The 12,619-nt window shown below is 66.3% G+C and carries 11 protein-coding genes; 6 read left to right on the top strand and 5 right to left on the bottom strand.

Annotated elements, in window-relative coordinates; genetic code table 11:
* Positions 1-120: 120 nt before the first annotated feature.
* A complete protein-coding gene (locus tag ASPHE3_RS07455) occupies positions 121-1,467 on the bottom strand; it encodes a cation:dicarboxylate symporter family transporter (protein WP_041652020.1) in 1,347 nt (448 codons plus the stop codon).
* Between the two features lie 152 nt (positions 1,468-1,619).
* Here ASPHE3_RS07455 and ASPHE3_RS07450 point away from each other — a divergent pair, with 152 nt between their 5' ends.
* Both ASPHE3_RS07450 and ASPHE3_RS07445 read left to right on the top strand, forming a co-directional pair.
* Complete coding sequence (locus tag ASPHE3_RS07450; RefSeq protein WP_013600615.1) at positions 1,620-3,254, top strand: sensor histidine kinase; 1,635 nt, start codon at positions 1,620-1,622, stop codon at positions 3,252-3,254.
* Positions 3,251-3,964, top strand: a complete 714-nt coding sequence (locus tag ASPHE3_RS07445; RefSeq protein WP_013600614.1) for a response regulator — start codon at positions 3,251-3,253, stop codon at positions 3,962-3,964. The genes ASPHE3_RS07450 and ASPHE3_RS07445 overlap by 4 nt, the downstream gene beginning before the upstream one ends.
* A 36-nt stretch (positions 3,965-4,000) precedes the next feature.
* On the opposite strand, the gene ASPHE3_RS07440 is transcribed toward ASPHE3_RS07445, so the two are convergent.
* A complete protein-coding gene (locus ASPHE3_RS07440; RefSeq protein ID WP_013600613.1) occupies positions 4,001-5,893 on the bottom strand; it encodes an AMP-binding protein in 1,893 nt (630 codons plus the stop codon).
* A 175-nt stretch (positions 5,894-6,068) separates the two neighbouring features.
* Between ASPHE3_RS07440 and ASPHE3_RS07435 the strand changes: the two genes are divergently transcribed.
* Genes ASPHE3_RS07435 through ASPHE3_RS07420 form a run of 4 tightly spaced genes read left to right on the top strand, consistent with a single transcriptional unit; the run spans position 6,069 to position 10,345 of the window.
* Positions 6,069-6,728: a GntR family transcriptional regulator gene (locus ASPHE3_RS07435; protein WP_013600612.1), complete on the top strand. Its 660-nt coding sequence runs from the start codon at positions 6,069-6,071 to the stop codon at positions 6,726-6,728.
* On the top strand, positions 6,721-8,241 hold the full coding sequence (locus tag ASPHE3_RS07430) for an MmgE/PrpD family protein (protein WP_013600611.1): 1,521 nt from the start codon (positions 6,721-6,723) through the stop codon (positions 8,239-8,241). Before ASPHE3_RS07435 ends, ASPHE3_RS07430 begins: the two co-directional genes overlap by 8 nt.
* On the top strand, positions 8,241-9,146 hold the full coding sequence (prpB, locus tag ASPHE3_RS07425; protein ID WP_013600610.1) for a methylisocitrate lyase: 906 nt from the start codon (positions 8,241-8,243) through the stop codon (positions 9,144-9,146). Before ASPHE3_RS07430 ends, prpB begins: the two co-directional genes overlap by 1 nt.
* A 59-nt stretch (positions 9,147-9,205) precedes the next feature.
* Complete coding sequence (locus ASPHE3_RS07420) at positions 9,206-10,345, top strand: bifunctional 2-methylcitrate synthase/citrate synthase (RefSeq protein ID WP_013600609.1); 1,140 nt, start codon at positions 9,206-9,208, stop codon at positions 10,343-10,345.
* A 102-nt stretch (positions 10,346-10,447) separates the two neighbouring features.
* On the opposite strand, the gene ASPHE3_RS07415 is transcribed toward ASPHE3_RS07420, so the two are convergent.
* The 3 genes from ASPHE3_RS07415 to ASPHE3_RS07405 are packed head-to-tail and all read right to left on the bottom strand — an operon-like array spanning position 10,448 to position 12,596.
* Positions 10,448-10,930, bottom strand: a complete 483-nt coding sequence (locus ASPHE3_RS07415) for an 8-oxo-dGTP diphosphatase (protein ID WP_041652019.1) — start codon at positions 10,928-10,930, stop codon at positions 10,448-10,450.
* A 2-nt stretch (positions 10,931-10,932) separates the two neighbouring features.
* Positions 10,933-11,937 (bottom strand): site-specific tyrosine recombinase XerD, encoded by a 1,005-nt coding sequence (gene xerD / locus ASPHE3_RS07410; protein ID WP_013600607.1) that lies wholly within the window; start codon positions 11,935-11,937, stop codon positions 10,933-10,935.
* Positions 11,937-12,596 carry an NUDIX domain-containing protein gene (locus tag ASPHE3_RS07405; RefSeq protein ID WP_013600606.1) on the bottom strand — a complete coding sequence of 220 codons (660 nt, stop codon included), beginning with the start codon at positions 12,594-12,596 and terminating at the stop codon, positions 11,937-11,939. Before ASPHE3_RS07405 ends, xerD begins: the two co-directional genes overlap by 1 nt.
* Between the last annotated feature and the right edge of the window lie 23 nt (positions 12,597-12,619).

Here is a 12,619-nt window from a genome sequence, read left to right as displayed (position 1 = left end):
CCTCGGATGTTGAGCCTTGACCCTCTAGCTGAGGTCGAAGGTTGAAATTTTTCCAGACATGCAACAGCCCCCGCGGCCGGAGCGGCGGGGGCTGTTGCGGCGTTTTGTGCCGCCTGGTTCCTAGACGGTGGCCGGTACGGGCCGCGCTTCGGTTTCCTCGACGGCCGGGCCGGCGTGGCCTGCGATCATGGTCTGCTCGTCGAAGGGCAGTTCACCTGAGAGCACCTGGTTTACCTGGACGCCGTCGATCTCCTTGACCCACGTGCCGATCAGGACGGTGGCAACGGCATTGCCGGTGAAGTTGGTCAGGGCGCGGGCCTCGGACATGAACCGGTCGATGCCCACGATCATGCCTACGCCGCCCAGCAGTTCCGGCTTGTGGGCCTGCAGGCCCGCTGCCAATGTGGCGAGGCCGGCACCGGTCACACCGGCGGCGCCCTTGGAGGCGATGATCATGAAGACCAGCAGCGAGATCTGTGCGCCCAGATCCAGTGGAGTTCCCATGGCGTTGGCAACGAAGAGGGATGCCATGGTCAGGTAGATGGCCGTGCCGTCCAGGTTGAACGAGTAGCCGGTGGGTACCGTGACGCCAACGACCGGCTTGGAGACACCGAGGTGTTCCATCTTGGCGATCAGGCGGGGCAGGGCAGCTTCGGAGGATGACGTGGAGAAGATGAGGAGGTATTCCCGGCCCAGGTACTTCATCAGCTTGAAGATGTTGACGCCGGTAACCACCTTGAGCAGGCCGCCGAGGATGATCACGATGAACAGTGCGCAGGTGATGTAGAAGGCCGCCATCAGGGTGAACATGCTGACGATTGCCTGGAAGCCGGTGGCTCCCACGACGGCGGCAATGGCACCGAAGGCGCCCACGGGGGCAAGCCACATGATCATGATCAGGATGCGGAAGACGAGGACCTGGCCGTGGCCGATGGCCTTGAGGATGGGGGCGCCCTGCGGGCCCATCTTCTGGAGGGCGAACCCTACGAGGATGGCGGCAAAGAGCGTGGGGAGGACCGGAATGTCGCCCGGGATGATCCCGAGGAGGAAGGCGACAGTGCTGTCAACTTCTGCCTTCTTCGAGGGATCGTACGGTGCCAGCTTCAGGCCCTCGCCCGGGTGGATCATGTTGCCCACCACCAGTCCGATGCCGAGCGCGAAAGTGGACATGAGCACGAAGTAGCCCAAGGCCAGGCCGCCCACCTTGCCTACGGTCGCGGCCTTGGCGATGGAACCGATGCCCAGGACGATGGTGCAGAAGATGACCGGTGCGATCATCATCTTGATGAGTTTGATGAAGCCGTCGCCGAGCGGTTTGAGGGACTTGCCAACCTCGGGGAACATCAGGCCAATCACCGCGCCGAGGATGACGGCGGCGATGACCGCGATGTAGAGGTAGTGCGACTTGTCGATGCCCTTGCGCCGTGTCTTCACGGTGTCAAGCGACTCTCCTCGTTGAGAAGCCATGATGTGTCTCCTTGGATGGATAATCTGATAGACGCTGCGGCACAGTCTCTGGGCTCGGCACGTCCTCCGGTGTGATATCCATCATTGGGTACGCCGTGACCCAGCTCACCGTTGCGTTCATATTGGTCATGGAAGGTGGAGGGCAGGTCCGGATGATCCATCCCTGGAGTATCGCCCGCCGGCTTTTCGTGGCGAACCTGCTGATTGTGGTGGTCTTTATCGCCATCGTTGGTTCGGCCACCTTCGTTGACGCCCGCGACCGCACCTACGATGAGGCGGGGGAACGGATGGCGGGCATTGCCGCTTCCATCGCCGCCAACCCGCTGGTCCTCGAGGCCGCGGCGGGCCCGGACCCCACTGCTTTCCTGCAGCCCTACGCGGACGATGTCATGGCGGGAGCCGACGTCGACTTCATCACCATCATGGCCCCGGACAGGACGCGGTGGACGCACCCGCGCCAGGAGGAAATCGGCAGGCCCTATATCGGTTCCATCGATGTGGCCCTGCAGGGCGGGCAGTTTACGGAAGTGACCGCTGGAACGCTGGGGCCGTCGGTCCGGACCATTGTTCCGGTCCAGGACGACCAGGGCACGGTGAAGGCGCTGGTGGCCGTGGGCGTTACCGTCCGGACGGTGGATGTTGCGTTCGCAGGGCGCCTGCCTGCCCTGCTGGCGATTGGCCTTGCCCTGCTGGTGGGAGGATCCCTGGCCTCCTGGCTGCTGGGCCGCTACCTCCGGCGGGTCACCCGCGGCTGGGGGCCGGAGCAGCTCGCGCAATTGTTTGCCTACTACGAATCAGTCCTGCATTCCGTGCGCGAGGGCCTGATCCTCATCGACGCAAAGGGGCGGGTGGTGATGTACAACGACCAGGCGGCCGAACTGCTGGGGCTCGAAGGTGCCGGCAGCAAGGATCCCACCAGGCCGCCGTCGCTGGCCGAGCTGCCCCTCGAGGAGGAGCTCCGGGAGCTGTTCGAGTCCGGGCGGACTGCCAAGGACGAGATCATCCTCACGGGCTCGCGTGTCCTGGTGGTTAACCAGGGGCCGGCCAAGGCACCTGATTCGCCTGGAACCCGCGGCAGGACCCCCGTCTATGGCACCGTGGCCACGCTGCGTGACCGCACCGAAATCGAGGCCCTGGGCAACGAACTGGAATCCATGCGGACCCTGTCCGGAGCACTCCGTGCCCAAACCCACGAGCACGCCAACAGGCTGCACACCATGGTTTCGCTCCTGGAGCTGGGCCGGACCCAGGAAGCCCTGGACTTTGCCACCCGTGACCTGCAGCTCAGCCAGCAGTTGACGGATGACATGGTCAGTTCCGTGGACGAGCCGGTCCTGGGTGCGCTGGTGGTGGGAAAGGTGGCTGAAGCCCACGAACGCGGGGTCCAGCTGGATGTTGCCACGCTGGGATCCGGTACGGTGGCGGGTGTAGCTGTGCAGGACCTGGTCACCATCCTGGGCAACCTGCTGGACAATGCGATCGATGCTGCCGCTGAGGGCCCGCCGCCCCGGCGGGTGGAGCTCACGGTGGAGTCGGATGAGGAAGGCCTGGACATTGCCGTCCACGATTCCGGCGCCGCCCTGGAACCCGCTGCTGCCGAAAGGATCTTCCGGCACGGTTTCAGCACCAAGCCTGCGGGGCCCGGAGGGCGGGGCATCGGGTTGGCGCTGGTGCGGCAGGCCGTGCAGCGGCTGGGGGGTACCTTGACCGTTAATGGACGGCGCGGAGCGAAGTTTGAAGTTTTTCTTCCCGCAGCGGTGTCCCCGCAGAAGGAGCACACACCGTGAGCAACATCCGCGTCCTCGTGGTTGAAGACGAAGCAATCGCCTCAGCCGCCCATGCGGCCTACATCGGGCGGCTGCCGGGCTTCGAGCTGGCCGGAAGCGCCCCGGACGGGCAGTCCGCCCTGCGGCTGCTGAATGAGTTTTCCGCGGCAGGCAACCCGGTGGAGCTTGTCCTCCTGGACATGAACCTGCCTGACCTGCATGGCCTCGACATCGCGCGGCGGATGCGGGCGGCGGGGATCCTGGCGGATATCATCGCGATCACGGCGGTCCGGGAGCTGGCAATTGTGCGCAGCGCCGTGGCTATCGGCGTGGTCCAGTACCTGATCAAGCCGTTTACCTTCGCCACGTTCGCGGACAAGCTGGAAAGCTACCGGCAGTTCCGCCAGCAGCTGGCGGGCGGGGACAGGGGCCCGGGGAAAACCGGCGCCTCCCAGAGCGAAGTTGACCAGGCGTTTGCCAGCCTGCGGGCGCCCTCGGAACTCCCGCTGCCCAAGGGCCTTTCCGTTTCCACCCTTGGCTCGGTCCAGGACTTCATCAAGCAGCAGCGCGAGGCTGTTTCGGCCACCGAAGTCATGGATGCCTTGGGGATGTCCAGGGTTACGGCGCGCCGGTACCTGGAATACCTGGCGGATGCCGGAACGGTCTCCAGGACCGCCCGTTACGGAACTCCGGGCAGGCCGGAGAACGAGTACCGCTGGAGCGGGCGGTGACCCGGGCCGCAGCGTGGTTGCGCCGGGCCCGCCGGTTCAGCCTGCCGTGGGGCGCAGGGTTCCGATCAGCGTCTCGATGACCCCGGGGTCCTCAATGGTGGACGGAATGGTGTATTCCTCGCCGTCGGCAATCTGGCGCATGGTCTTGCGGAGGATCTTGCCCGACCTCGTCTTGGGCAGGGCGTCCACCACCGTCACATGCTTGAAGTCCGCTACGGCGCCGATGTCCCGCCGGACCATCGCCACCAGATCTTCGGCCAGCACGTCCGCCGGCACCTCGACGCCGGATTTGAGCACCACATACCCGGTGGGACGCTGGCCCTTGAGCGGGTCCGCGAGGCCGATCACCGCACATTCGGCCACTGCCGGATGCTGCCCGATGACCTGCTCCATCGCGCCGGTGGACAGCCGATGGCCCGCCACGTTGATGATGTCATCGGTCCGCCCCATGACGAACACATATCCGTCGTCATCCCGGTAGCCGGAGTCGCCGGTGGCGTAGCTGCCCTCGAACGCCCGGAGGTAGGAGGAGACGTACCGCCCGTCGTCGCCCCACAGCGTGGTCAGCGTCCCCGGCGGCAGCGGCAGTCCCAGCACGATGTTGCCTTCCGTCCCGGCGCCCACCTCGTCCCCAAGGCCGTCCACGATCCGGAGCCTGAACCCGGGCATCGGGACGCTGGGGGAACCAGGCTTAATGGGAAGTTCCTCGAGCCCGCGGGGGTTGGCGCAGATGGCCCAGCCCGTTTCCGTCTGCCACCAGTGGTCCACAACCGGGACGCCCACGGAGCGGGATGCCCAGTGGAAGGTGTCCGTGTCCAGCCGCTCCCCCGCCGTGAACAGCGTGCGCAGGCTGGAAATGTCGTAGTTCCGCACCAGGGCGGCCTCGGGGTCCGCCTTGCGGATTGCCCGCAGCGCCGTGGGGGCTGTGAACAGGACATTGACGCCATGGTCCTGGATGACCCGCCAGAAGGCGCCTGCGTCCGGCGTCCCCACCGGCTTTCCCTCGTACAGCACAGTGGTGGCGCCGGCAAGGAGGGGCCCGTAGACAATGTAGGAATGCCCCACCACCCAGCCCACGTCCGAGGCTGTCCACATGACGTCCCCGGGGCCGACGTCGTAGATATTGCCGAGGGTCCAGCTGAGGGCGACGGCGTGTCCCCCGTTGTCCCGGACCACCCCCTTGGGGGTGCCGGTGGTTCCGGAGGTGTACAGGATGTACAGCGGATCCGTGGCCGCGACGTCCACAGGTCCGGCCGGTTCCGCGGCCGCCATTTCCGCATCCCAGTCCAGCCAGCCATAGGCTGCGGCTGAGCCGGTGAAGCCCTCCCGTTCCCGTACAAGCACGGGAAGATCCGGCGCTCCCGCCAGGTCCAGCGCCTCCGCGACGGCGGGGAGGTATTCGATGCGGCGTGACGGTTCGATCCCGCCGGAGGCTGTCACCACCAGGGTGGGCGCGGCATCCCGGATCCGGGCCGCTAGCTCTTTCGGGGCAAAACCGCCGAAAACCACCGAATGCACCGCTCCGAGCCTGGCCGTTGCCAGCATCGCGATTGCGGCCTCCGGAATCATCGGCATGTAGATGACCACCCGGTCCCCCTTGCCCACCCCCCGGCGGCGGAGTGCCCCGGCGAAGCGCGCCACCAGGCCGGTAAGTTCCGAGTAGGTAAAACGTTGCCTCGTGCCGAGCATCGCCGAATCGTAGACCAGGGCGTCCTGGGCCCCGCGGCCGGCCTCGACGTGGCGGTCCAGCGCATTGTAGGAGGTGTTCAGCATGCCGTCCGGGAACCAGCCATACAGCGGAGCCCTGCTTGCATCCAGGCCCTGCAGGGGCGCCCGGGTCCAGGACACCTTGCCGGCAGCGTCGAGCCAAAACTCCTCCGGCCGGCTGAGGCTCAGTTCGTAGGTGTCCCGGTAGCTGTTCGTAACCATGAAAGTGCATCCCATCCACGACATTGTGATGAACGCCATGCTAGCCCGCGAACTGAGCGGAAACAAGAGGTCTGTATACACAGCTAATGCATCCGTGGCGGAAATCGCAGCCGCCTCTGGCTTTTCCTTCCATTCTGTATACACTGGAGGAAGTTGATCACCGAAGGAGGCAAGGATGCGTGCCAGTGACAGGGCCTACGCCGCACTGCGCGACGACATCACCGAATGGCGCCTCCTTCCCGGCACTGTCCTGGGCGAAGTGGAGCAATCCGAACGGCTTGGCGTCTCGCGCACTCCCTTGCGGGAGGCGCTGGGCCGGCTCACCGCGGAAGGGCTCACGACGACGGCAGGCAGCCGCGGCGTCGTCGTCACCGATGTGTCGCTCGAGGACATCGACGAACTCTTTGAACTTCGGGAAACCCTTGAGTGCAAGGCTGCCGCCCTGGCGGCCGAACGGGGTGACTCCGCAGTCTTCCTCCAGCTGCAGAAGGAGCTCCTCGAAGCACCCGCCCTTATTGACGGCACCGACGCAGGGCGGCATGCCTACTACGAACTTGCCGCCCGGCTCGACGGAGCCATTGATGCCGCCGTCTCCAATTCCTACCTTGCCCAGGCGATGCGGGGCCTGCGCGTGCACCTGGTCCGCGTGCGCCGGCTGGCCGCCGACGACGCCCAACGGCTTACTGCCGCTGCCACCGAGCATGCGGCGATAGCCGAGGCCATCGCCGCCCGCAATCCCCGGCTGGCTGAGGCAGCCACCGTCCTGCACCTGCACCGAAGCCTTTCCCACGTCAAAAACACCCACACGCCCCACGACAAGGAGCACCATGGTTAAGGAACACCACGTCCGCGTATACAAGAGCGAGGAAAACCTGCCCCGGGAGGAGCAGCTCGCCTACAAGATCGCCAAGGTTGCCACCGATCCGGTCGAAGTCACCGCTGACGTAACCGACATGGTGATCAACCGGATCATCGACAATGCCTCCGTGGCCATCGCGTCGCTTAACCGTGGTCCCATCATCTCGGCCCGGGCCCAGGCACTGGCCCATGGTCCCAGTACCGGTGGCCAGGGCGCCAAGGTCTTTGGCATCGGCGAGCGCGTTTCACCGGAATGGGCGGCCTGGGCCAACGGAGTTGCGGTGCGCGAACTGGACTACCACGACACGTTCCTGGCCGCGGACTACTCCCACCCCGGCGACAACATCCCGCCGATCCTGGCCGTGGCACAGCATACCCGGGCCAGCGGACGCGACCTGGTGCGGGGCATCGCCACCGGCTACGAGATCCAGGTGAACCTGGTCAAGGCCATCTGCCTGCACAAGCACAAGATTGACCACGTGGCGCATCTTGGCCCCTCGGCGGCCGCCGGCATCGGCACCCTGCTGGGGCTCGACGTCGAGACCGTCTTCCAGTCAGTGGGCCAGGCCCTGCACACCACCACCGCCACCAGGCAGTCCCGCAAGGGTGAGATCTCCACCTGGAAGGCACACGCTCCGGCGTTCGCAGGGAAAATGGCGGTGGAGGCCGCGGACCGGTCCATGCGCGGCCAGACTTCCCCCGTTCCCATCTATGAGGGCGAGGACGGGGTGATCGCCTGGCTGCTGGACGGGCCGGACGCCTCCTACCTGGTCCCGCTGCCGGAAGCCGGGGAAGCCAAGCGCGCCATCCTGGATACTTACACCAAGGAACACTCCGCGGAGTACCAGGCGCAGGCCTGGATCGACCTGGCCCGGAAACTGAACCGGGAGCACCCCGAAGCCACGGACCCGGCCAACGTGAAGTCCATCCTGATCAGGACGAGCCACCACACGCACTACGTCATCGGCTCGGGTGCGAACGATCCGCAGAAGTACGATCCCAAGGCAAGCCGGGAAACCCTGGACCACTCCATCCCGTATATCTTCACCGTGGCGCTGCAGGACGGCGTCTGGCACCATGTGGACTCCTACTCCCCCGAACGCGCCGGCAGGCCGGACACCGTGGACCTGTGGCAGAAGGTCAGCACCGAGGAAGATCCCGAGTGGACGCGCAGGTACCACTCCCTGGACATCTCCGAGAAGGCCTTCGGCGGGTCTGTGGAGATCGTCCTGACGGACGGCAATGTCATCACCGACGAAATCGCCGTGGCGGACGCACACCCGCTGGGCGCCCGGCCCTTCGGACGCGCTGAATACATCAACAAATTCCGCACGCTGGCCGCCGGCCTTGTGGAGGATGCCGAAGTCGAAAGGTTCCTCGCCGCCGTCGAACGCCTCCCGGAACTGGGCCCCGGCGAACTGGACCAGCTGAACATCACCGCTGCCCCCGGCGTCATCGATCTCGGTGCCGCACCCAAGGGACTGTTCTGATGCTGTACTCCAAAGTCACGCCCGAACAGAAGCGGATCCGGTTCCGGGAACTCCTCGCCTCGGGAACCGTCCAGCAGTTCCCGGGCGCGTTCAACCCGCTGTCGGCCCGGCTGATCGAGGAGAAGGGATTCGCCGGGGTGTACATCTCGGGCGCCGTACTGGCCAACGACCTGGGCCTGCCGGACATCGGACTGACCACGCTCACCGAGGTGGCCACCCGGGCGGGGCAGATCGCCCGGATGACGGACCTGCCCGCCATCGTTGACGCCGACACCGGGTTCGGCGAACCGATGAACGTGGCACGCACCGTCCAGGAGATCGAGAACGCCGGCTTGGCCGGACTGCATATCGAGGACCAGTTCAACCCCAAACGCTGCGGGCACCTGGACGGCAAGAACGTGGTGGACCTGGAGACAGCCACCAAGCGGATCCGGGCGGCAGCGGATGCCCGCCGCGACCCGAATTTCCTGATCATGGCGCGCACCGACATCCGCGCCACGGATGGACTGGCAGCGGCGCAGGACCGGGCCAAGGCGCTCGTGGAGGCCGGCGCCGACGCGATCTTCCCGGAGGCGATGGCCACACTGGACGAGTTCCAGGGCATCCGCGAAGCCGTGGACGTGCCCATCCTGGCGAACATGACGGAGTTCGGAAAGAGCGACCTCTTCACCGTCGGGCAGCTGGCGGGAGTGGGCGTGAACATGGTGATTTATCCGGTGACCCTGCTCCGTAGTGCCATGGGCGCTGCTGAGCGTACGCTGGATTCGATCAAGGCTGAGGGAACGCAGGAGGCACAGGTTGGCAGCATGCTGACCCGTGCGCGGTTGTACGATCTCGTCGACTACGAGGCGTACAACCGTTTTGACACCGGGGTCTTCAATTTCCAGGTCCCCGGAAAGCACTAAAGGACCACCGCCGGCCGCGGCCGGCATCCGAAAGGCGACAGGAACAAGGGAGTTTCAGCATGGCTGAACAGGACATTAAAAAGGGTCTCGCCGGCGTCGTAGTGGATTACACGTCAGTCTCGAAGGTCAACCCGGACACCAACTCGCTGCTGTACCGCGGCTACCCTGTCCAGGAGCTGGCTGCACGGTGCAGCTTTGAGGAAGTGGCGTACCTGCTGTGGAACGGCGAGCTGCCCACCCGGGAGCAGCTGGCGGAGTTCACGGCAAGGGAGCGGGCCGGGCGCGCCCTCGATCCGGTGGTCAAGCAGGTGGTCGATGCCCTGCCCACCAGCTCACACCCCATGGATGTGTGCCGGACGGCGGCCTCCGTGATGGGGGCCCGGCACCCGCTGGCGGAGGATTCGTCTCCTGAGGCCAACATGGCAAAAGCCGTGGACCTGTTTGCCGCGATGCCGGCGGTGGTGGCGTACGACCAGCGCCGCCGGCACGGGCAGGACGTCGTGGAGCCTCGGGATGACCTCGGATACTCCGCCAACTTCCTGTGGATGGCCTTTGGCGAGGAGCAGGTCCCCGAAGTGGTGGAGGCCTTCAACGTCTCCATGATCCTCTATGCCGAGCACAGCTTTAACGCTTCAACGTTCACGGCGCGGGTAATCACGTCCACGCTCTCGGACCTCCACTCGGCAGTCACCGGCGCCATTGGGGCGCTGAAGGGGCCGCTGCACGGGGGTGCCAACGAGGCCGTGATGCACACCTTCGACGAGATCGGCATCCGGCCCGAGGAATCGCTGGAAGAGGCAGCGGCCAGGGCCAAGGCCTGGATGGAGAACGCGCTGGCCCAGAAGAAGAAGGTCATGGGCTTCGGCCACCGAGTCTACAAGCACGGCGACTCCCGCGTGCCCACCATGAAGGCGGCCCTGGACAAGATGATCGCCCACTATGGACGGCCGGAGATCCTGGGCCTGTACCAGGGCCTGGAGACGGCCATGGACGAGGCCAAGGCCATCAAGCCCAACCTCGATTACCCCGCCGGGCCCACCTACCACCTGATGGGCTTCGACACGGAAACGTTCACGCCGCTCTTCGTGGCGAGCCGGATCACGGGCTGGACGGCCCACATCATGGAGCAGCTGGCGTCGAACTCCCTGATCCGGCCCCTGAGCGAGTACAACGGCGTAGAGGAACGGCACCTGCCGTAACCCCAGCCCTTACGGAAAGCACGACGACGGCGGGGAGCCACGGCGGTGCGGTCACCTTCCAGGGTGGCCGCACCGCCGTCGTCCTTAACGGGTCCTGCTGCCTCAGAAGAGCAGGCTCTCGGACGAGGCAACAGCTTCATTGTCGTCGTCCATGGTGACCACGATGTTGACCTTGCCGCCTTCCAGGACGACCGGGAGCCAGTGGTCGGCGTCCTGCCACATCCGGTCCACGGGAAGGGTGGCGGTGTCGAACCAGGCGGGGGCTATTTCCGCGCTTTCCGTGGGTTCGCCCTCCCAGCGGGCGGCCGTGAACAGGCGCGTGTCCATGTTCCACTCCGGTTTTGCAGGAAACACAAAGCGCACCACGCCCGCGTCCCTCAAGTCCTCGTGCCGGACTCCGACGTCGGCTTCCTCCCGCACCTCGCGGATGGCCGCTTCCGCATCGCTCTCCCCCGCTTCGACGTGGCCGCCGATGCCGACAATCTTGCCGCGCCCGAACCCGGTCTTCTTGAGCCCCAGCAGGACCTGGGGCACTCCGTCCACCTCACGCAGCAGGAAGCAGAGGGCTACAGCAGCGCCGTTCACCGTCACCCCAGCGCCCGGGGGTGCGCCGCCGCATAGATCTCGCGGAGGGTGTCGGCCGTGACCAGCGTGTACACCTGGGTGGTTGTCACCGATGCGTGTCCCAACAACTCCTGGACCACGCGGACGTCGGCACCGCCCTCAAGCAGGTGCGTGGCGAAGGAATGCCGGAGGGTGTGCGGTGAGACGTCCTTGGTGATCTGCGCCTTCCCGGCGGCGGCCTTCAGGATGGTCCAGGCGCTCTGGCGGCTGATCCGGCCGCCGCGGGCGTTGAGGAACAGGGCCGGCGTGCCTTTTCCCTTGGCGGCCAGCAGCGGGCGGCCGCGGACCAGGTAGGCATCCAGTGCCCGCGCGCCGTAGGAGCCCAAAGGGACCAGCCGTTCCTTGGACCCCTTGCCGAAGAGCCGCACGATGGCCGGGCCGGACTCCCCGGTGTCAAGGGAAATATCGTCCACATCCAGGCCAACCGCCTCGCTGATCCTGGCTCCCGTGGAATACAGGAATTCCAGGAGCGCCCGGTCGCGCAGGCCGGTGGCGGTGTCCGTTCCGGCTGCCTCCAGGATCCTGGTCACCTCATCCACGCTGATCGCCTTGGGCAGGCGCTTCCCCGGCATGGGCGGATGCACCTCGCTGGCCGGATCAGCAGGGGTATAGCCCTCCAGCGCCCAGAACTTGTGGAGCCCCCGCACTGCAACCACGGTCCTGGCCGCAGACCTGACGCCCAGGGCCGAACCGCCGTCGGACCCGTCCGACAAGGCCCGGACGTACCCGGTGACGTGGTGGCGCGTAATGTCCTGGGGACTGCTGCAGCCCTGGGCAGCGAGGTAGCGGGAGTACCGGGCAAGGTCCCGGCGGTAGGCGGAAAGGGTGTTGGCTGCAAGCCCCCGCTCCACGCCCATGTGCTGCAGGTAATCCGTGATGCCGCGCTCAATGGCGGTAGGCGGGGCAGCCGGCGGGGCGGAGTCCTGGGCGGGCCCGGAGGCCAGACCTGCAGAAGGGGCTGGCACCATCAGCGCTGGCTGGGGTGCGCCGGCCAGGGTGCGTCAGCGGGGCGGAGGTGTGCATATCCCCGCGCGCGTGCGGCAGCGGCGGCCAGGATTCCGACGACGGCGGATGGGTTGTGCAGCCGGCCTGCCAGCACCGACTCCACGGCGTCGTCCAGACCGATCCAGTGGAACTCGATCTCGGCTTCCTCGTCGGTCCGCTCGTGGCGGTCGTGGTGCGGGACTTCGGTAAGGCCGCGGGCCAGGTAGATCCTGATGGCCTCACTGGAGGAACCCGGGGAGTTGAAGACATCGGCCAGGACGTTCCACGTGCTGGCCGCGAGGTCCGCCTCTTCAGCCAGTTCGCGGGCCGCCCCCACCTGGAAGTCCTCGCCCTCCACGTCCAGCAGGCCGGCCGGGATCTCCCAGAGGTCCATGCCCACGGGGTGGCGGTACTGCTTCAGGAGGAGGATCTCGCCGTCGTCGTTCATGGGCAGCACGGCCACCGCGCCGGGGTGGTCGATGTAATCCCGGGTAAGGGCTTCGCCCGTCTCCTGCAGCTGGAAGGTGTCGCTGACAACGTCCCAGATCCGTCCCTCGTAGACCTTCTCCGTGGACAGAAGACGGCGCGGGCTCGGCGCATCCGAAACCTTGACTACATGGGTGGCTTCAGGTGAACCGGGCATCGCGCCGTCCTTTTTCTGTTGCG

Origin of the sequence: Pseudarthrobacter phenanthrenivorans Sphe3 (assembly GCF_000189535.1) — a bacterium.
Lineage (GTDB): Bacteria > Actinomycetota > Actinomycetes > Actinomycetales > Micrococcaceae > Arthrobacter > Arthrobacter phenanthrenivorans.
This window is presented reverse-complemented; position numbering and strand designations above follow the sequence as displayed.